This is a genomic window from Allobosea sp. TND4EK4 (assembly GCF_900156025.1).
Lineage (GTDB): Bacteria > Pseudomonadota > Alphaproteobacteria > Rhizobiales > Beijerinckiaceae > Allobosea.
The window spans coordinates 60,260-80,269 of the sequence record NZ_FTMO01000013.1 but is presented as its reverse complement, the minus strand read 5'-3'; the positions used below and the strand labels follow the sequence as shown (position 1 = coordinate 80,269).

17 protein-coding genes and 1 pseudogene are annotated in these 20,010 nt (G+C 67.7%); 4 read left to right on the top strand and 14 right to left on the bottom strand.

The window, feature by feature from the left end:
• Positions 1–235: 235 nt before the first annotated feature.
• Positions 236–856: an LbetaH domain-containing protein gene (locus tag BW981_RS17295; protein WP_076441473.1), complete on the bottom strand. Its 621-nt coding sequence runs from the start codon at positions 854–856 to the stop codon at positions 236–238.
• Here BW981_RS17295 and phnN point away from each other — a divergent pair.
• Positions 855–1,466: a phosphonate metabolism protein/1,5-bisphosphokinase (PRPP-forming) PhnN gene (gene phnN, locus BW981_RS17290; RefSeq protein ID WP_076441472.1), complete on the top strand. Its 612-nt coding sequence runs from the start codon at positions 855–857 to the stop codon at positions 1,464–1,466. The two genes, BW981_RS17295 and phnN, sit on opposite strands and share 2 nt — an antisense overlap.
• Here the strand turns inward: phnN and BW981_RS17285 are convergent.
• The 8 genes and pseudogenes from BW981_RS17285 to phnG form a co-directional block, all read right to left on the bottom strand.
• The gene (locus tag BW981_RS17285; RefSeq protein ID WP_244560357.1) at positions 1,451–2,146 is read right to left on the bottom strand and encodes a DUF1045 domain-containing protein; all 696 of its coding nucleotides are present in this window, start codon (positions 2,144–2,146) and stop codon (positions 1,451–1,453) included. The two genes, phnN and BW981_RS17285, sit on opposite strands and share 16 nt — an antisense overlap.
• Positions 2,143–3,282, bottom strand: coding sequence for an alpha-D-ribose 1-methylphosphonate 5-triphosphate diphosphatase (locus tag BW981_RS17280; protein WP_076441468.1), 1,140 nt, complete (start codon positions 3,280–3,282; stop codon positions 2,143–2,145). Before BW981_RS17280 ends, BW981_RS17285 begins: the two co-directional genes overlap by 4 nt.
• A gap of 2 nt (positions 3,283–3,284) precedes the next feature.
• Complete coding sequence (gene phnL / locus BW981_RS17275; protein ID WP_076441467.1) at positions 3,285–3,980, bottom strand: phosphonate C-P lyase system protein PhnL; 696 nt, start codon at positions 3,978–3,980, stop codon at positions 3,285–3,287.
• A 162-nt stretch (positions 3,981–4,142) separates the two neighbouring features.
• Entirely contained in the window at positions 4,143–4,949 is an 807-nt protein-coding gene (gene phnK / locus BW981_RS17270) for a phosphonate C-P lyase system protein PhnK (RefSeq protein WP_076441465.1), read from the bottom strand.
• Between the two features lie 182 nt (positions 4,950–5,131).
• Positions 5,132–5,992 (bottom strand): annotated as a pseudogene (locus tag BW981_RS17265) (alpha-D-ribose 1-methylphosphonate 5-phosphate C-P-lyase PhnJ); the annotation flags it as partial.
• Positions 5,993–6,003: 11 nt separating this feature from the next.
• A complete protein-coding gene (locus BW981_RS17260; RefSeq protein ID WP_076441464.1) occupies positions 6,004–7,209 on the bottom strand; it encodes a carbon-phosphorus lyase complex subunit in 1,206 nt (401 codons plus the stop codon).
• Positions 7,209–7,811, bottom strand: coding sequence for a phosphonate C-P lyase system protein PhnH (phnH, locus tag BW981_RS17255; protein WP_076441462.1), 603 nt, complete (start codon positions 7,809–7,811; stop codon positions 7,209–7,211). The genes BW981_RS17260 and phnH overlap by 1 nt, the downstream gene beginning before the upstream one ends.
• A complete protein-coding gene (gene phnG / locus BW981_RS17250; protein WP_076441461.1) occupies positions 7,811–8,263 on the bottom strand; it encodes a phosphonate C-P lyase system protein PhnG in 453 nt (150 codons plus the stop codon). The genes phnH and phnG overlap by 1 nt, the downstream gene beginning before the upstream one ends.
• A gap of 88 nt (positions 8,264–8,351) precedes the next feature.
• Between phnG and phnF the strand changes: the two genes are divergently transcribed.
• Positions 8,352–9,095: a phosphonate metabolism transcriptional regulator PhnF gene (gene phnF / locus BW981_RS17245; protein WP_076441482.1), complete on the top strand. Its 744-nt coding sequence runs from the start codon at positions 8,352–8,354 to the stop codon at positions 9,093–9,095.
• A gap of 7 nt (positions 9,096–9,102) precedes the next feature.
• Here phnF and phnE (BW981_RS17240) read toward each other — a convergent pair whose 3' ends face one another.
• The 4 genes from phnE (BW981_RS17240) to phnC form a co-directional block, all read right to left on the bottom strand.
• Entirely contained in the window at positions 9,103–9,897 is a 795-nt protein-coding gene (gene phnE / locus BW981_RS17240; protein ID WP_244560359.1) for a phosphonate ABC transporter, permease protein PhnE, read from the bottom strand.
• 56 nt (positions 9,898–9,953) lie between these two features.
• Positions 9,954–10,835 carry a phosphonate ABC transporter, permease protein PhnE gene (gene phnE, locus BW981_RS17235; RefSeq protein ID WP_076441458.1) on the bottom strand — a complete coding sequence of 294 codons (882 nt, stop codon included), beginning with the start codon at positions 10,833–10,835 and terminating at the stop codon, positions 9,954–9,956.
• Positions 10,836–11,113: 278 nt separating this feature from the next.
• Entirely contained in the window at positions 11,114–12,031 is a 918-nt protein-coding gene (gene phnD / locus BW981_RS17230) for a phosphonate ABC transporter substrate-binding protein (RefSeq protein WP_076441456.1), read from the bottom strand.
• Between the two features lie 63 nt (positions 12,032–12,094).
• On the bottom strand, positions 12,095–12,913 hold the full coding sequence (gene phnC / locus BW981_RS17225) for a phosphonate ABC transporter ATP-binding protein (RefSeq protein WP_076441455.1): 819 nt from the start codon (positions 12,911–12,913) through the stop codon (positions 12,095–12,097).
• A 456-nt stretch (positions 12,914–13,369) separates the two neighbouring features.
• Between phnC and BW981_RS17220 the strand changes: the two genes are divergently transcribed.
• Positions 13,370–14,449, top strand: coding sequence for an efflux RND transporter periplasmic adaptor subunit (locus tag BW981_RS17220; RefSeq protein ID WP_076441453.1), 1,080 nt, complete (start codon positions 13,370–13,372; stop codon positions 14,447–14,449).
• A complete protein-coding gene (locus tag BW981_RS17215; protein WP_076441451.1) occupies positions 14,449–17,535 on the top strand; it encodes an efflux RND transporter permease subunit in 3,087 nt (1,028 codons plus the stop codon). The genes BW981_RS17220 and BW981_RS17215 overlap by 1 nt, the downstream gene beginning before the upstream one ends.
• A gap of 222 nt (positions 17,536–17,757) precedes the next feature.
• Here BW981_RS17215 and pbpC read toward each other — a convergent pair whose 3' ends face one another.
• The gene (gene pbpC, locus BW981_RS23450; RefSeq protein WP_076441450.1) at positions 17,758–19,968 is read right to left on the bottom strand and encodes a penicillin-binding protein 1C; all 2,211 of its coding nucleotides are present in this window, start codon (positions 19,966–19,968) and stop codon (positions 17,758–17,760) included.
• Positions 19,969–20,010: the final 42 nt, after the last annotated feature.

Genomic DNA, 20,010 nt, shown 5'->3' with positions numbered 1-20,010 from the left:
CGGCCCTCAGGCAGCCCGAAGCCGATCATCAGGCAGACATTGCACCGAACCCATCAGAGCGCCAGAAATCGGAGGGTTCTTGCGGGTGTCCAGCTGATCCGACGACGCCATGAAACGATGCCCCAATTCCCAAAAAAGGCCGAAGTGACCTAGGGTCATAAACGCATCACAGAGTTAACAACTTATGAGGGCATGCAGGGTGCTGCTTTGATCCGGCCAGCCCGTCGTGCGACGGTCATGGGGTGTACCGATCGAGAAAGCCGTCGACCGGCAGGTTCCTGAAGTCGTCGAGCGCCGTGCGCAGGCGGGCATGGTCCCAATCCCACCAGGACAGCGCCATCAGCCGCTCCGCGACGTCCTCGGGGAAGCGCCTGCGGATCACGCGCGCGGGATTGCCTGCGACGATGGTATAAGGCGCGACATCCTTGGTGACGACGGCCCCGCCCGCGACCACCGCGCCGGTGCCGATGCTGCGCCCTGCCAGGACGATCGCGCCATGGCCGATCCAGACGTCGTGACCGATGGTGACGGCATGCGACCGGCGCCAGTCGAAGAAGGCCGCATCGTCCTCCGCATCGTCGAAATAGGCGCTGGAGCGGTAGGTGAAATGGGACTGGCTCGCCCGCTGCATCGGGTGATTGCCGGGGTTGATGCGCGTCATCGCCGCAATCGAGCAGAACTTGCCGATCGTCGTGTAAATGACATTCGCATCGTTCACGACATAGGAGTAATCACCCAGCGTCGACTCGGCGAAGACCGTCCGCGCGCCGATCTCGGTATAGCGTCCGAGCGTCGCCTTGCTGACCTTCGCCGTCGGGTCGATCACCGGCTCCAGCCCCAGTTTCTTTCCGGCCATGACCTCACTCCTTCTCGATGATGCGATTTCGGCTCCGCCTGCCGGAGCGTTGGTTCTGGTCGTCGGCCCTTCGGGGGCCGGCAAGGACACGCTGATGGATGCGGCGCGGGCAGCGCTGGCCGGCGAGGCGCATTTCCGCTTTGCGCGCCGGCTGATTACACGCCCGGCGATGGCGGGTGCCGAGGATCATGATTCCTGCGACGAGGCCGCCTTCGCCGCAGCCGAGGCGCGGGGCGAGCTGGCGCTGAGCTGGCGGGCACATGGGCTGAGCTACGGCATTCCGGCGGCGGAGCTTCTGCCGGTCGCGCAGGGCAGGGTCGTGATCGCCAACGTGTCGCGGGCCGCGATCACGGAAGCGGAGAGGCTGGCCGAGCGCGCCGTCGTCGTGAACGTCACCGCGCCGCCCATGGTGCTGGCGAAGCGGCTTGCGGCGCGCGGCCGCGAAAGCGAAGCCGATATCGCGGCGCGGCTGGCGCGCGAGGCGCCCCTCGCGGCGGAACGCGCGGAGATCGTCACCATCCTGAACGACCGGACGGTGGCGGAGGCGGCGGGCGATCTCATCGCCGTGCTGCGCAAGCTCGGCCGTCAAGGCGATCAGCCCAGCCGGTAGGAATCGATCAGGCGGAAGCGCAGGGCCCGGTCGTCCTGGCGATACAGCGCGATGCGGTCGATCGGTACGGGGCCTGGCGGCACGGCCTGCGCATGGGCCCGGTCGAGCGCCTGCCGGACCGGCTCGACGCGCTCCGGCGGCAGCGAGCCGGTCAGCGTCATGTGGAAGCGAAAGCCGTCGCCGACATAAGGATAGCCATAGGCTTCGAGATAGGCGTGCTGCGCCGGCGTCAGCGGGCTCTTGAGACGCCGGGCCTTGTCCGCCTCCGACAGCGGCGCGCGGAACGGCTCGAAGGCCTGAACGAGCGCAAAGGCGAGGCGCTGCAGGGCCTCGCTGGGCTCTGCCGGGGTGAGGGCGACGAAGCGGCCGAGCGCGGAGACCGACAGCCCGGCCAGCGTCACCGTTTCCATCGCCGCGGCCTGATTGCGGGTGAAGGCGCGCAACTGCTCCTCGCTGCGGCCCTGCGCCAGCTCGAAGGGGGCCTTCAGCGTGGCATGGAAGCCGTAGCGGCGCGGCTCGGCCGTCAGCTCCGGCCATTCCGCCGGATCGCAGCCAGCCGGAACCAGGAATGCCGGCTCATCCCCGGTCAGCGCGTCATAGCCGAGCACGGCCGAGCCGAAGCGCCAGAGGGCGCTGTCGGCGGCTGGGGCGTAATAGAGGGCGTAGCGCGGGGAGCTCAAAACGCGCGCTCGCCCTTCGACCAGACGGCGGCGATCACCGGCGTCTCGCCCAGCGCCTTGAAGCGTACGAGGTCGGCCCGCAGGCCGGTCTTGAGGTGGCCGCGATCCTTCAGGCCGAGAATGTCGGCGACCTTCCAGGTCACCATGCCCATCGCTTCCGGCAGCGCGATGCCGTGGTTGGCGTTAAGCTTCAGAACGGCCTGGAGCAGGCTCGCCGGGACATAATCCGAGGAGAGGCCGTCGAGCAGACCCTTCTCGGCCAGTTCCGCGACCGAAACGCCGCCGGAATGCGAGCCGCCGCGCACGACATTGGGAGCGCCAGCGACGGTGGCGAGGCCGTTCTTCTTGGCGGCCTCGGCCGCCTCGACCGTCGTCGGGAATTCGGAGATGACGGCGCCCGAGGCGATGCCCTCCTCGACATGCTCGGGCGTCGTGTCGTCATGGGTGGCCAGCGGAATGCCGCGCTCGCGGAAGATGTCGACGACGGCCTGCCAGTTCTTCGCGACGTTGGCGGCGCCTTCGCGCTGGCGCAGCACCACGTCGTCCTCGAATTCCTGCACGGTCTTGCCGTTGCCGACGGCATAGGTCTTCAGGTGCTCGATGTTGCGCCACTGGCGCTGGCCCGGCGTGTGATCCATCAGCGAGACGAGCTGGACCAGCGCGTCGTCCTGATAGGGCGCGATATCGCCCAGCAGTTCGGGGCTCGTCAGCTCGCAGCGCATGTGGATGCGGTGGTCGATGCGGAAGACGTTCTCGCGCTTGCCCTCGGCGAGGGCCTTCATCACGTCGGCGAAAATGTCCTTGCGGTAGTCCTTGGCCGAGAAGGGCGTGCCGGCGCAGACCGCGTCATAGACGGTGGTGACGCCGGCTGCGGCCATCTGCGCGTCATGGACCAGCGCCGCCGCCAGCCCGTTCGGCCAGAAGACCTTGGGGCGCGGCATGAAGTGTTTTTCCATGTTGTCGGTGTGCATCTCGACAAGACCCGGCGCGACATAATCGCCGCCGATGTCGATTGCGCCGGCTAAGGAGGAGCGGCCCTGATCGACGGCGGTGATCCCGCTCTGGTCGAAGGCGATGGTGCCGGTGACGACCTCGTTCTCGAGGATCAGCTTGGCATTGGTGAGAACGGTCTGCATCGTCAGGCCTTCCGGAAAGCGGTGATGTCGAGGTAGCGCGTCGCGACTTTCTCGCGAACCGCCTCGTCGTGGAAAATGCCGACGATGGCGGAGCCGGCGGCGCGGGCCTCGGCGATGAGCGCGACGACGACGTCGCGATTGGCGGCATCGAGCGAGGCGGTCGGCTCGTCGATCAGCATGATCGGGGAGGGATCGACGAAGGAGCGGGCGATGTTGACCCGCTGCTGCTCGCCGCCGGAGAAGGTGGCCGGCGCAAGGGACCACAGCCGCTCCGGCAGGTTGAGGCGGGCCAGCATCGCCCTGGCCTTCTCCGTCGCGGTCTCGGGCGTGGCCCCGCGGGCCAGCAGGGGATCGCGCACGATGTCGAGCGCGCTGACACGGGGGATCACCCGCAGGAACTGCGAGACGAAGCCGAGCGTGCGGCGGCGCACGTCGAGCACCGTGCGCGGCACCGCCGAGACGATGTCGACGGGGCGGCCGGCATGGGTAATCCGGATCGAACCGCGCGTCGGCCTGTAATTGCCGTAGAGGATGCGCAGCAGGCTCGATTTGCCGGCTCCCGAGGCGCCCGCCAGCACCAGCGCCTCGCCGGCGGCCACCTCGAAATTGACCTCGTCGAAGACGGGCAGGTTCACCCCGCCCTGATTGTGCAGGGTGAAGCTCTTGGCGACGTTCTCGACCTGAATCATCGTGGTCATGGGGTCAGTGCCTTGTGCCGGCGAGGTGACGAGGGTGTGACGACTGAAGGAAGCGTCAAGCTCGGGCTTGACCCGAGCATCTGGGCCAGGAGAGGCGTCTCTTCCTGCAAGAGATTCCCGGGTCTCCGCTGCGCTTCGCCCGAGAATGACGCCCTGCATCCCTTACACACCCAGCACCGCCGAGGTGAGGAGCTGGGTATAGGCGTGATGGGGATCGTCGAGGACCTGGTCGGTCAGGCCCTGCTCGACGACATGGCCGTCCTTCATCACCATGAGCCGGTCGGTCAGGAGCCGGGCGACGGCGAGGTCATGCGTGACGATGATCGCGGCGAGGCCGAGATCGCGCACCAGCACGCGCAGCAGGTCGAGCAGGCGGGCCTGCACCGAGACGTCGAGGCCGCCGGTCGGCTCGTCCATGAAGACGAGGCGGGGTTCGGAGACCAGCACGCGGGCGATCTGGAGCCGCTGCTGCATGCCGCCGGAGAACTGGCGGGGCCGGTCGTCGATGCGGGCGCCGGCGATCTCGACGCGCTGCAGCCAGTCGAGGGCGCGCTCGCGGATGGCCCCGTAATGGCGGTCGCCGCGATCCATCAGGCGCTCGCCGACATTGCCGCCGGCGGTAACGTCCATGCGCAGGCCGTCGCGCGGGTTCTGGTGGACGATGCCCCAGGCGGTGCGCATCAGGCGGCGGCGCTCCTGCTCTGACACCGAATAGATGTCGAGCGGCGCAGGCCCGCCGCGGAACAGCACCTCGCCCGCATCGGGCTTGTCGATGCCGGCAAGGCAGCGCAGCAGGGTCGACTTTCCGGAGCCGGATTCGCCGACGATGCCGAGCACCTCGCCGGGCCAGAGGTCGAAGGAAACGTCCGCGCAGCCGATGCGCTCGCCATAGAAGCGACTGATGCCGGCGACGGAGAGGAGCGGGGCGGGTTCGAGGGCGGTATCGGGGAAGGTGGCGTGGAGCGTCATGACTTCACTCCCGTTTGCATATCCGCGCCGTCATCCCGGGCGGAGCCAACCGCGGACCCGGGATCCATGCCTGAGCCTTGCTCGGTGGGGTTCCGGAATGGATCCCGGGCCTCCCTGCGGTCGCCCGGGATGACTGTGGAGGGCGAAAGATCGACGAACCCGCTCGCTGTGGCGTCGCCCAGCATGGTGCCGCGATGGCCGGCCTCCCGGCGCGTCTCGCAATGATGGCTGTCGGAGCAGACGAACATGCGTCCGCCGCGATCGTCGATCACCACCTCATCGAGATAGCTGTCGCTGGCGCCGCAGAGCCCGCAGGGTTCGGTCCAGCTCTGGATGCGGAAGGGGTGGTCCTCGAAATCGAGGCTCTTCACGCTGGTATGGGGCGGCAGCGCGTAAATGCGCTTCTCGCGCCCGGCGCCGAAGAGCTGGAGCGCCGGCGACATGTGCATTTTCGGGTTGTCGAATTTCGGGATGGGCGAGGGCGCCATCACGTAGCGGCCATTGACCATCACCGGGTAGTCGTAGGTCTTGGTGATCTCGCCATAGCGGGCGATGTCCTCGTAGAGCTTCACCTGCATCAGCCCGTATTCGGCCCAGGCGTGCATCTTGCGGGTCTCGGCCTCGCGCGGCTCCAGCCGGCGCAGCGGTTCGGGCATCGGCACCTGATAGACCATGACCTGCCCGGCCTTCAGCGGCGCCTCCGGGATGCGGTGGCGGGTCTGGATGATCGTCGCCTCCTCCGTCGCCTCGGTGGTGCGGGCATCGGCCGTGCGCTCGAAGAACTTGCGGATCGAGACGGCGTTAGTGGTGTCGTCGGCGCCCTGGTCGATCACCTTCAGCGTGTCGGCCGGGCCGATGATCGCGGCGGTGACCTGGATGCCGCCGGTGCCCCAGCCGCGGGCCAGCGGCATCTCGCGGGAGCCGAACGGCACCTGGTAGCCCGGCACCGCGACGGCCTTGAGCAAAGCGCGGCGGATCATCCGCTTGGTCTGCTCGTCGAGATAGGCGTAGTTGTAAGCTGGCTTTGTATCGCCCGCCGGCATCTGGTGCATGGTCATTCGGCAGCCTCCGGCATGGCATCTGGCTCTTTGCTGTCCTGCTCGCCGGCGAGCCGCTCGTCACGCTCCCGGCGGATGCGACGGATCAGCTCCAGCTCGCCCTGGAAGTCGACATAGTGCGGCAGCTTCAGATGCTCGACGAAGCCTGCCGCCTCGACATTGTCCGAGTGGTAGAGGACGAATTCATCCTGCTGGGCGGGATAGTCGGCCGCCTCGCCGAAATCGCGGGCCTTCAACGCCCGGTCGACCAGCGACATCGACATCGCCTTGCGCTCGGCATGGCCGAAGACGAGGCCGTAGCCGCGCGTGAATTGGGGGGCTATGTCCTTCGAGCCCTGGAACTGGTTGACCATCTGGCATTCGGTCAGGGTCAGGTCGCCGAGATCGACGGCGAAGCCCAGCTCCTCGGGCACGAGCTCGACCGCGACCTCGCCGACACGGACCTCGCCCACGAAGGGGTGCGAGCCACCGAAGCCGCGCTGCACCGAATAGCCGAGCCCGAGCAGGAAGCCCTCGTCGCCGCGCGCCATCGCCTGCAGCCGCACATCGCGATCCGCCGGGAAGGAAACGGGGTCACGCGTCAGATCGAAGGGGCGCGGATCGCCTTCCGGCGCCTCCTCGGCTTCCATCAGGCCTTCGGCACCGAGGATATCCGGCACGCGCGGCATGTGGGCGTCGAGGGGGGCAGCGTGATGCTCGGGCTTGATCCGAGCATCACCGGAGGAGGGATGCGTTGTCGAGGGGCGCGCTTCGCGGCCTGAGATGGTCGGGTCAAGCCCGACCCTGACGTTCTCGCTGTCCATCAACGCAAAGTCGAACAGCCGATGCGTGTAGTCATAGGTCGGCCCGAGCACCTGCCCGCCGGGGAGGTCCTTGTAGGTGGCCGAGACGCGGCGGCGGATCGACATCGTCGCGGTATCGAGCGGGACGGACGAGCCGAAGCGCGGCAGGGTGGTGCGATAGGCGCGCATCAGGAAGGCGGCCTCGATCACGTCGCCCTGCGACTGCTTCAGTGCCAGCGCGGCGAGGTCGCTGTCGTAGAGAGAGCCTTCGTTCATGACGCGGGCGCAGGCGAGGGCCTGCTGCTCGCGGATCTGCGCGACGCTGATCTCCGGAATGGCGGGGTCGCCGCGGCGCGCTTCCGCGACCAGCTCATGCGTGGCCAGGATCGCGGCCTCGCCGCCCTTGACGGCAACATACATCAGCGGGCCTCCCCGATCCGGGTGGAGCGCGGCAGGCCGAGCAGCCTGTCGCCATGGGTCAGCACGAGATCGACGCCGAGCGGATAGAGCGCGGCGTTGTCCTGCAGCTCCGCGACTAAGCCGTCGCGCAGGCCCAGCGGCCCAATGCTGCGGGTTTCGGGAATGCCTGGGCCGGACAGAACGAGCGCCTCGCCGCCCGCCAGGGCTGCGCATTGCAGAACCAACGTCGTCGAGCGATCCGGGAACTGGTCCGTGCCGGGGTGGAAGGCCGACAGCTTCGGCTCGGGCGCTGCTGCGTCGAGCACGGCGAAGGCGGCCCGTGCGGGGTCGTCGACGAGGGTCGAGCCGCAATGGAAGCGCAGCCAGGCGCCGGTTGGCCCGTCGCGCAGCGGTTGCGGCAGCCAGATCGGCGTCTCGTAGTCGGCGAGGGTGAGCAGGGCGATCGCGCTCGCCTGATGCAGGCCTTCGGGGGCCGCGATGGCGTCGGCGATGCTGTGCACGATGCCCGGCTCGGACAGCGCCGCCAGCAGCGTGCGGAAGGCGGTCTGCGACTGGAGGACCGGGTCGCGAAAGCCGGCGGCGATGGCGGTCTCGATGGTCATCAGGCGCCCCGCACCAGCGTGAAGAAATCGACCTTGGTGGTGGCGGCCTTGCGCGAGGCACGCTGGCGCGCCGCCGTCTGGTGTTCCGCGAGCCGGGCAATGCCGCCGTGAAGCGCGCTGCCTTCGGCCTCATCCTGCAGCTGCGCATCGACCAGAGCGGCGAGCCTCGCCTTGGCGTGGTCCCGGCCGAGAGCATAGGAGAAGCCCATGCGCCCGTTCGACAGGCGCACGACGCAGCGGGTGACGGTGGTCTCGCCCAGGTTGAAGCGGCGGCCGGCGCCGCCGGCGCGGCCTTCCACCATCACCGTGCCGGTCTCAGGTGCCTTCAGCACCTCATGGGCCGGCGGCGCCCCGAGCAGCGTCTCGATCTCGGAACGGGAAGCGCGCGCCAGCGTCGCCATCCAAATCTGCCTCGGCGTCTTCTCGGTGGATCCTGGGGTCTTGTCGTTCATCGGCACGGGCTCGCTGGTCAGGTCCGAATGTCTAGACTATGATAAGGGAGATGATGGCAAAGGTCTATACATTTTGGGCGACATTTTGATGACGAACCCGGCGCTGCCGGAGCGCGAGGGCGGCACGGCATGGCGACGCATCGCCGATGAGCTGGCCGACGCCATCGGGCGCGGCGAGTACAAGCTTGGCGATACGCTGCCCGCCTCGGTCGCGCTGGCGGAACGCTATGGCGTGCACCGCCACACCGTGAGGCAGGCCTTCCGCCATCTCGCCGATCAGGGTCTGGTGAGCGTCTCTCGCGGGCGCGGCACGCAGGTGACGGCGCCGCGGCTGCCCTATCCGATCGGCCGGCGCGTCAGCATGCGCAGCAATATGGGCAAGCTCGGCCTGACCGGCACCAGCCGGATGCTCTCGGCCGAGACGCGGGTGGGCGAGGCTGCGGTCTGCGCTGCCTTGAAGTTGCCGACAGGGACGCCGCTCTGGTGCGTGCGGGGCGTCAGTCTCGCCGACGGAATACCGCTGGGCACCGGCACGCATTGGCTCTCGGTCGAGCGCTTCCCGGATTTTGACAAGGTCTATCGCGAGGCGGCCGGCTCGATCACGGCGGCCTTCAAGGCTTATGGCATCACCGACTACGTGCGCCTGTCGACTCGGCTGACGGCCCGGCTCGCCGATGACAGCGAAGCGGAACTGCTTGAGATCGGCGCGGAATCGGCAGTGATGATCTCGACCGCGGTCGATGCGCTCCCGGACCTGACGCCGGTGCATCTGGTCACCAGCGTCTTCGCGGCCGAGCGGATGGAGATGGTGATCGCACCGTTCGCGGAGTGAGGGGTCGTCACACCGCCCGCTGGCCGATGATCGCGAAGCGCAGCTTGCTCGAGAGGAAGTCGATCGCCGAGACGGCGGCGAGGATCAGCAGGATCAGGAAGGAGACCTGCTGCCACTCGAGCGTGCGGATGGTCTCGGCGAGGTAGAGCCCGATGCCGCCGGCGCCGACGATGCCGATGATGGTCGAGGAGCGGGTGTTGGACTCGATGTAGTACAGCACCTGGCTCGCGATCACCGGCAGAACCTGGGGGAGCAGGCCGAAGCGGATCTCGTGGAGCTTGTTGCCGCCCATCGAGGTGACACCCTCGACCGGCTTGCTGTCGGCGGCTTCGATGGCTTCCGAATAGAGCTTGCCGAAGGCGCCGAGATCGCTGGTCATGATCGCGAGCATGCCGGCAAAGGGCCCCAGACCCACGACATTGATCCAGATCAGGGCCCAGATCAGCGCATCGACGCCGCGTACCGTGTCGAGCGAGCGCCGGGCGAGGAAATGCACGATCTTGTTGGCGACGACGTTGCGCGCGGCGATGAAGCCGAGCGGGAAGGCGAGGATCGCGGCCAGGATCGTGCCGAGGAAGGCAATCGCGATGGTCTCGAACAGCGCCTTCACGAAGATGATGGCGCGGGCGAAGGAGCCGGGATCGGGCGGCAGCATCAGCATGACGAAGGTGCCGAGATTGCCGAAACCCGACAGGATGCGCCAGAGCGTGACCTCGAAGGTGCTGACGCCGTAGCAGAAGAGCCCGACCATGGCCGCGACGACGGCGATGGTGGTCAGCTTCGCCTTGAGCGAGCCGTCGATGGCGGCCTTATGGCGGCTGACGAGCGCGGCCCGATCGGCGGGGGAGAGGGCGAGGCTCACTTGCCGTGCTCCAGGCTGATGAGGGAATGGCGCAGGCGTTCGGTGCCGTAATCGATCAGCATCACGGCGGCGATGATCAGCAGAAGGATGGCGCTGACATCGGTGAAGTAGAATTTGCGAATGGCCTCGATCAGATCCTGGCCGATGCCGCCGGCGCCGACGAAGCCCATGACCGAGGCGCCGCGAACATTGATCTCGAAGCGCAGCAGCGAATAGCTGGCGAAGTTGGCCAGCACCTGCGGCACGATGGCAAAGCGGATCACCTGCCACCAGCCGGCGCCGGTTGCGGTCAGGCCGTCGACCGGCTTCATGTCGATATTCTCGACGACCTCCGAGAACAGCTTGCCCATGGCGCCGGTGGTGTGGATGGCGATGGCGAGCACGCCGGGCAGGGGGCCAAGGCCAAAGGCGATCACGAAGATCAGCGCGAAGACGATTTCGGGCACTGTGCGGCAGAATTCGAGGTAGCGCTTGGTCACGAAGCGAAGCCAGCCGGAGCGCCCGAGATTGGCAGCGGCGAGGAAGCAGAGCAGGAAGCCGCCGATCGCGCCGAGGATGGTGCCGGTATAGGCGATCAGGATCGTCTGCCAGAGCAGCTTGAGCCAGCCCTTCCAGCCCCAGAACCACTCGGCCAAATCGGCGCCAAGGCTGTTCCAGCGTAGGACCGGCACGGTTTCGAGGATGTATTTCGGGAAGCGCCAGGCGTTCTCGATAAATTTCCCGGGATCGACCTCGGAGCCCAGCGCGGCCAGCCAGACAAGGATGGCGAGTACGGCCGCGCCGAACAGCGTCTGCCGGCGCTTCGCCGCCATCGCCGCGGCATAGGTCGCGGCATGGGCGCTGATCGCGGGGTCGTTGCGGTCGATCGCGAGGGTCATTGGAATGCGAATCCGTTGCCGATCGGGCGCGGGGAACCCCTCTCCTGTATCGAAGCCGGGTTTACCCGACTTCGATACTTTCAAGTGCTGAACTCGGGCAGACACGAGCTCAGTGAGAGGGCAGGGCGAGGTGTCGGTCGTTGGCCCGTCGAGCGCCGACTTGGCGGCGGGCGGCGGCGAGGTCACGGCGAGGCGTCAAGCGACCGACCCCTCACCCGGCCCTCTCCCTACGGGAGAGGGCTCCCCGCGCTACGCTGGCTCAACGGGGAGCGTAGCCCTTACGAGGACTTCTTCTTGCGGAGCGCGTCGACGAACTTGTTCAGCTCGATGATCGGCTCGTAGGCCTTGTTGTCGACCGCGACGAGCGGGCCCTGCTTGCCTTCGTAGATCTTGTCGAAAGCGGCCTTGTCCTTGGTGTTCAGGTTGATCACCGCGTCCTTGATCTTCGCCTTCAGGTCGGCCGGCATCTCGCTGAGATAGGCCATCGGCGAGTTCACGATCTGCTCGGACTTGTAGATGATCCGGAAATCCTCGGCCTTGACCATGTTCTTGCGGGCCATGCGCAGGAGGTTGGATTCCTGCTCGTCGTTCCACCAGTTGGCGGCGACGTCGACCGTGCCCTGGCCCAGCGCAATGATCGCGTTCTCATGGCTGCCGGTGTAGACGACCTTGCCGAAATAGGTCTCGGGATCGATCTTCATGCCGTCGAGCGCGAAGCGCGGGACGTTGTTGCCGGAGGTGGAGTTCGGATCGACCAGGCCGAGGTTCTTGCCCTTCAGATCCTCGATCTTCTGGTAGGGCGAGTCCTTCTTCACATAGAAGACCGAGTAATAGCCCTTGGTTCCGTCAAGATTGGTCTCGATGGCGAAGGCTTCGATCTTGGCGCCGGTCATCAGCGCGCGGGCGAAGGAGGAGGGGCCGTACATGCCGATATGGATGTTGCCGGCGCGCTGGCCCTCGATGATCGCCGCGTAGTCGTTGGCGATGCGCAGCGTGACCTTGGTGCCCAGTTCCTTCGAGAGGTAGTTCACGAAGGGGGTGTAGCGCTCGACGACGCCGGAGGCGTTCTCGGCGGGAATGATGCCGAAGATGATCTCGGGATATTTCGCCTTCCAGTCCTGCGCGAAGGCGGGGGCGGCGAGCGAGGCGGCGAGGCCGGCCGCGGCGAGCGTAAGGGTATGACGACGGGTCAGCATGGTGTGCTCCTGGTAGGTGATGGCGTAAGTGGTGTCGGATGCTCCGGCGGGCCGGGGACGGGTTCAGGCGACGTTCTGCTTGGCGCGCTCGGCTTCTTCGCTGGCGATGGCGTCGAGCTGGTCGAGCGCCTCGGCACCGGCGTCCTTGGCCTCAATGCCGTAGAGATTCGCTGCGACCTCGGTGGTGAGCTGATGGGGCGGGCCGTCGAAAACGACCTTGCCGCTGGCCATGCCGATCAGCCGGTCGCAGTATTTCGACGCGATATCGAGATGGTGCAGGTTGGAGATGACGGTGATGCCGTCCTCGCGGTTGATCCGGAACAGGGCGTCCATCACGATCTGCGTGTTGCGGGGGTCGAGCGAGGCGATCGGCTCGTCGGCGAGGATGATGCGCGGCTCCTGGACCAGGGCGCGCGCGATGGCGACTCGCTGCTGCTGTCCGCCCGAGAGCGTCTCGGCGCGCTGGGCCAGCAAATGGCCCATATCGAGGCGCTCGAGCGCGGCGATGGCGCGGATCTTGTCGTCCTCCGAGAAGCTCTTCACCAGCGTCAGCGCCGCAGAACGGTGGTTGAGGCGCCCGAGCAGGACATTGGTCAGCACGTCGAGGCGGCCGACGAGGTTGAACTGCTGGAAGATCATCGCGGTCTCGCGGCGCCAGCGACGCAGGCCCGCGCCCTTCAGCGCGGTCACGTCCTGCTCCTCGCAGAGGATGCGGCCGGACGTCGGTTCGGCCAAGCGGTTCAGCATGCGCAGCAGCGTCGACTTGCCGGCGCCCGAACGGCCGATTACGCCGACCATCTCGCCCCTGGGAATCGAGAGCGAGACGTCGTCGACGGCGTTCTTGTCGCCGAAGCGCTTGGTCAGGCCTTCGATGCGTAGCATGGCGTGATCCCGGACATGACGAGGCGCAGCGCAGTCCGGGACAGGCCCGGCCTTGCGGCCTCGGTACGGGGCGGAGTGCTAGGCGTCGCAGATGACGGCTGGATGACAGCTTCCAGCGGCCTGAAGAGGCATTTTGCGCCTCCACCGGCTTGCAAACGGCAACGTTTTCGTGAGGTCGGCGATTAGCGCTTGGAGCGCCGCCTCATTGGCTGCAGGATCGTCGGCGCGTGGCGGGTGAGCTGATCATGCCGGTTCCGGTCCCGATCGGTCATGAACGTCTCCGAGACGAGCGGACGTTCGACGCCGGCAGGCATCTTGCATTGGGGCTTTTCGAAGCCCATCCGCGCCGAAAACGACTCAAATGCGTTGGTTTTCGCGCCTCTGTGGCCTCCACGCATCTGGTCGGGTGAATCGTTCCAGATAAGACTAACTCGACGTAGCGGAGTTGCTATCCCGATGAAGCGGTTTGTTCTCCTCCTCCTGGTCGCGGGCCTCGCAGGTGGCGGATATTACGGCTATCGGCACTATCAGGCTGGCGGGGAACCGGCGCGCGCCAACGCTCCGGCCGGCCCGCGCACGGTCCCGGTCGAGGTCGCTGCGGTCGAGACCATGACGATCAACGAGGAGGTCGAGGCGCTCGGCACGCTGGCGGCGGACGAGTCCATCGTGATCGCGCCCGAGATCGCCGGCCGCGTCGTGGCGCTCGGCTTCAAGGAGGGGGAGCGGGTGAAGGCGGGCCAGGAGCTGGTCAAGCTCGAGACCGCCATCCTCGATGCCGAGCTGAAGCAGGCCATGGCCGATCTCGGCCTCGCCCGCGACACCAACGACCGCCTGAAAGGGCTGGTCGCGCGCGGTTCGGGCACGCAGGTCGCGCTCGACGAATCCACCGCCCGGCTCGCCTCCAGCGAGGCCCGGGTCCAGCTCGCCAAGGCGAAGCTGGCGCAATCGACGATTCTGGCCCCCTTCAATGGCGTGGTCGGCCTGCGTTCGGTCGGCATCGGCGACTACGTCTCGGTCGGCAAGCCGCTGATCACCCTGACCAATATCGACCCGATCAAGATCGACTTCCGCGTGCCGGAGATCTTCCTGGCCCGCGTCAAGGTCGGGCAGCCCGTGCAGGTGCGGGTCGATGCCGCGCCCGACAAGGCCTTCGCCGGCCAGATCTTCGCGATCGACCCCGTGGTCGACGTGAACGGGCGCGCCATCCGCCTGCGCGCCACCGTGCCCAACCCCGATCTCACGCTGAAGCCCGGTCTCTTCGCGCGGCTCTCCATCATCGTCGACCGACGCGAGAACGCCATCGTCGTGCCGGAAATGGCCGTGGTGCCGGACGGCATCGGCAAGATGATCTACGTCGCCGAGAACGGGAAGGCGCGGCGCGTCCCCGTCGAGCTCGGCAAGCGCCTGCCCGGCAAGGTCGAGGTGATCGGCGGCCTCAAGCCCGGCATGCAGATCATCACCGCCGGCCAGATGAGGCTGCGCGACGGGGCGGCGATCGCCGTGAAGGAAGCCATCGTCCGCACGAGCCAGCTCTGATGGGTGGCTTCGAGCTCTTCGTCCGCAGGCCCGTCCTCTCGACGGTTCTGAGCCTGCTGGTGATGCTGATCGGCATCGTCAGCTATGGCCGCCTGACGGTGCGCGAATATCCGAACATCGACGAGCCGATCGTCTCCGTGCAGACGGTCTATCGCGGCGCCTCGGCCGAGATCATCGAGACGCAGGTCACGCAGATCCTCGAGAACTCGATCGCCGGTATCGAAGGCATCGAGATCATCTCCTCGACCAGCCGGCAGGAGCGCAGCCAGATCTCGGTGCGTTTCCGCCCCGATGTCGATCCCGATGTCGCGGCCTCCGACGTGCGCGACCGCGTCAGCCGCGTGCGCGGGCGCATGCCCGACGAGATCGACGAGCCGATCATCGCCAAGGTCGAGGCCGATGCGCAGCCGATCCTGTACCTCTCGCTGACCTCGAAGCGGCACAGCCCGCTGGAGCTGACCGACTTCGCCGACCGCTTCATCGCCGAGCGGGTGCAGAACATCACCGGCGTGGCGGAGGTGCGCATTCTCGGCCAGCGCCAGTTCGCGATGCGCATCTGGCTCGATCGCTCGCGCATGTCGGCCTACAACGTCACGGTCCAGGAGATCGAGGCGGCCGTGAAGGCCCAGAACGTCGAGATCCCCTCCGGCCGGATCGAGAGCAGCGACCGCGAATTCACCGTCCTCTCGCAGACCAGCCTGACGACGCCGGAGCAGTTCCGCGAGATCGTGGTCAAGGACGCCAGCGGCTTCCCGATCAAGCTCAAGGACCTCGCCAAGGTCGAGCTCGGCGCCCGCGAGGAGCGCAACGCCGCCTGGTTCAATGGCCGGCCTTCGGTGACGGTCGGCATCGTCAAGCAGGCGACGGCCAACCCGCTCGACGTCTCGTCGGGCATCCGCGCGGCGCTGCCCGGCATCGTCGAGGACCTGCCGGACGGGATGTCGCTCGCGCCCTCCTACGACAGCTCGATCTTCATCGACCGCTCGATCAAGGCGGTCTACCAGACGATCATCGAGGCGGTCGTCCTCGTCGTCCTGATCATCTTCATCTTCCTGCGCTCGTTCCGCGCGACGCTGATCCCCCTGGTGACGATCCCGGTCTCGCTGATCGGCGCCTTCGCGCTGATGTATGCGCTCGGCTTTACGGTGAACACGCTGACGCTGCTCTCGATGGTGCTCGCCATCGGCCTCGTCGTCGACGACGCCATCGTGGTGCTGGAAAACGTCCACCGCCATATCGAGGGCGGCATGAAGCCGACGGCGGCGGCGGTCCGCGGCATCAACGAGATCGCCTTCGCGGTGATCGCGATGACGCTGACGCTGGTCGCGGTCTATGCGCCGATGGCCTTCTCGACGGGACGCACCGGAAAGCTCTTCATCGAGTTCGCGCTGACCCTGGCCGGCGCCGTGCTGGTCTCCGGCTTCGTCGCGCTGACGCTGACGCCGATGATGTGCGCCAAGCTGCTGCGCCACCACGAGAAGCATGGCTGGCTGTTCAACCTGCTGGAGCGCGGCTTCGAGGCGCTGTCGCGCGGCTATCGCGCCTCGCTGCGCTGCGCGCTGTCGATCCGGCCCGTCATCGTGCTGCTGGCGGTCGGCGTCGCCGGCGCCGGCTATTACTACTTCACCCATCTGCGCTCGGAGCTGTCGCCCGTCGAGGATCGCGGCACCATCAACGTGATCGGCGTGGCGCCCGAGGGGGCGACGCTCGCCTTCACCGCCGACTACGCCCGTCAGGTGGAGCGGTTCTTCAGCAAGATCCAGGAGGTCGAGAGCTCGCTGGTCATCGTCGGCTTCCCGGACGTGACGCGCGCCATCGCCTTCGCGCGGCTGAAGCCCTGGGAGCAGCGCGAGCGCAAGCAGCAGGATCTCGCGGCGCAGATCACCCGCGACCTGTCGCAGATCCCCGGCATCCGCCTGTTCGCGACCAACCCGCCCTCGCTCGGACAGGGCGGCGCCAACAGCAAGCCGGTCGAGTTCGTGCTACGCTCCTCGGAGCCTTACGAGCAGATCAAGCGCTATGTCGACCAGGTGCTGGCCGAGGTCTCCAATTCGCCTGTGCTGACCAATCTCGAGACCAACCTCATCCTCGACAAGCCGCAGATCAAGGTGACGATCGACCGCCAGCGCGCCGCCGATCTCGGTGTCGGCGTCGATGTGATCGGGCGCACCATGGAGACGCTGCTGGGCGGACGGCAGGTCACGCGCTTCAACATGAACAGCAAGCAGTACGACGTGATGCTGCAGGTCGAGGGCACGGAGCGCAACACGCCCCAAGCGCTGCAGACGATCTATCTGGTGGGCCGCGGCGGCGCGGTGGTGCAGCTCTCCAGCCTCGTCAAGATCGACGAGAACGTGGCGCCCAAGGAGCTGATCCGCTTCAACCAGCTGCGCTCGGCGACGATCACCGCCATCCCGGCGCCGGGCTATTCGCTGGGCGACGCGCTGAAAGTGCTGGAGGATGCGACGGCGCGGGTGCTGCCGCCGACGGTGCAGGTCGATTATTCCGGCCAGAGCCGCGAGTTCAAGCAGGCGGGGGCGAGCATCTTCGTCGTCTTCCTGCTGGCGCTCGGCTTCATCTATCTGGTGCTGGCGGCGCAGTTCGAGAGCTTCGTCGACCCGATCGTGATCATGGTCTCGGTGCCGCTCTCGCTGACGGGGGCGCTGGCCGCGCTGTATTACAGCGGGGGCACGATGAACGTGTACAGCCAGATCGGCCTGATCACGCTGGTCGGCCTCATCACCAAGCACGGCATCCTGATCCTCGAATTCACCAACCAGCTCCGCGAGGAGGGCAAGGAGACGCTGGACGCGCTCGTCGAGGCGGCGGAGCTGCGCCTGCGACCGATCCTGATGACGACGGGCGCGATGGTGCTGGGCGCCGTGCCGCTCGCCATCGCCCATGGCGCGGGCGCCGAAAGCCGCTCGCAGATCGGCTGGGTCATCGTCGGCGGCATGACCTTCGGCACGCTGCTCACGCTCTATGTCGTGCCGGTCGCCTACAGCTATCTGGCGCGGAAGGTCCACGGCTCGCGGCAAAGCGCGCATGACGAGGCACATGGCGCCCATCCGGCGCCTGCGGAGTAGCCGTCTTTCAAAGCACCATGGCGAGCCGCTTCCGCCTCGGACGCCTCTGACAAAAGGGCGCGCGGAACCCTTCTCCCGCAAGGAGAGGGGCAGGGTGATGCGTTGGCCCCTGGGCCAATGAGCACCCCGTCGCCGTAGCGGCGGCCAGGTCTCAGCAAAAGGGTCCAACGGCCGACCCCTCGCCCTGCCCTCTCCCTTGGGAGAGGGTTCCCCGACGGCGGTCTACTGCAACCTGACCGAAACGCTCTCGCTTGCCCCGCTGCCATCTACCACAGAGATGCGCATGAAGCCCTTGCCGGGCGGGGCCCATTGGGCCTCGCGGCGGCGCAAGGGCGCGGTGACCGGCGCGCCATCGACGAGCCAGGTATAGGGCGGCGAGCCCCCGGCCGCCTTGAGATTGAGCTGGGCGAGCCCGTCGAGGCTGGCCGTCGACAGGTCGATGCGCGCGCCGTCCGGCGGGAAGGCGAGGCGCAGCTGCGGCGTCGTGATCGCGGCAACGGTCTTGGGCACGTCCTGCCGCAGATGCCGCAAGGGCGGCGGCAAATGGTTGCTGCTGGCGATAATCGCGTCGGCCGGCTGCGGGAAGGGGCGCGGATCGATGCCCAGCCTCGCGAAGGCGTCGAACAGGATCGGTGCCGCGACGAGGCGGCCGACCAGTCCCGGCACGGCGCCGTTATCGGCCCGGCCGACCCAGACGCCGATAGTGTGCTGGCGATCGAAGCCGACCGCCCAGGCATCCCGATAGCCATAGGAGGTGCCGGTCTTGTAGGCGATGCGGCCGGGCGGGGCGTTGAGCGGCGGCGGCGCGCCGAGCAGCGTGTCGGCGACGTACCAGGCGGCGACGGGGGTGACGAGGCGGGCTCTGCCCGGTTCATTTGGCAACGAGGTGGCGTCATTGCGGGCAGAGCGGGGCTTAGACCCGGGATCCATGCCTGAACCGTCCCGGCATCGATCGCGGGTCTCCCCCCGTTCGCCCAGGATGACGGCGAAAGAACAATCCACCTCCCGGAACCGCAGCGGCACCATCTCTCCCCCGCGCGCCAGCCCGACATAGCCGCGCGTCAGGTCCTGCAGGGTGATTCCGAGCCCGCCGAGGCCGACGGCGAGGCCGGGCGCGCCGCCTTCCCTGGGCAAGGCGAGGGAGAGGCCGGCATCGCGCAGCCTCGTGAGGAAACGTTGCGGCCCGAGCGCGGAGAGCAGCTCCACCGTCGGCACGTTGAGCGAGAGCTGGAGCGCCTTGCGGGCGCTGACCATGCCCTGGAAGCCCCTGTCGAAATTCTCCGGCACATAGGAGCCGAAGCGGGCCGGGCGGTCCTCCAGCATGGTTTCGGGATGGGCGATGCCGTTGTCGAAGGCGAGCGCATAGATGAACGGCTTCAGCGCCGAGCCGGGCGAGCGCAGCGCCCGCGTCAGGTCGAGCGAGCCGGCCCGTTCGGCGGCAAAGTAGTCCACGCCGCCGACCGAGGCGCGCACGGCGCCCGTTTCGTTGCCGATGGCGAGGATGGCGATCGAGACCTGGGGGCTCAGGCCGAGGCTGCGCTCATGGGCGAGCGCCTCAAGGCTCTTCTGCAGGCGGGCGTCGAGGGTGAGGCGGTGGACGCGCTGCGCGGGGACTTCCGCCACCATTTGTTCGGCGACATGAGGGCTGAGGCTCGGGAAGGGCTTCCGCGCGGCCGGAACCGCCTCCTCGCCTGCTGCCGCGACCTCGCCTGCGGTGGCGAGCCCGGCGCGCTCGATGCGAGCCAGAACGCGCGCACGGGCCTTTCGCGCCGCCTCGGCGAAGCGGTCGGGCCTGCGGGTCTCGGGCGATTGCGGCAGGGCGACGAGCAGCGCCGCCTCGGCGGTCGAGAGCCGCTTCGGCTCCTTGCCGAAATAGGCGAAGCTCGCGGCGCGCACGCCTTCGAGATTGCCGCCGAAGGGGGCGAGGTTCAGGTAGAGGTCGAGGATCGCAGCCTTGTCGAAGCGCCGCTCCAGCTCGACCGCGCGCACGGCCTGGCGAAGCTTGGCCAGCAAGGTCCGGTCGTCCTGCGGCTCGAGCAGGCGGGCGACCTGCATCGTCAGGGTCGAGCCGCCCGAGACGACGCGGCCGTTGAGCAGCATCTGGCCGGCGGCGCGCAGCATCCCGAGCGGGTCGATGCCACGATGGGCCTCAAAGCGCCTGTCCTCATAGGCCTTGAGCATGGCGAGATAGCGCGGATCGACGTCCTCGCCGGTCACCGGCAGCTTCCAGCGGCCGTCAGCGGTGAGGAAGGGGCGCAGCAGCCGGCCTTCGCGGTCGAGCACCACGGTGGAGCGATCCCCCGCGCGGGAAAGATCGAGCGGCGGGAGGGAGCGGGCGTAGAGGGTGAGGGCGGTGGCGGCCGTGGCGAGCGCGAGCAGGCAGATACCGGCGGCGACCGCCAGCTTGTGAAGGCGGCCGGGGCGCGGCGTCATGCTCGGGCTTCGCTCCGCTTCGCCCGAGAATGATGGCCCTGT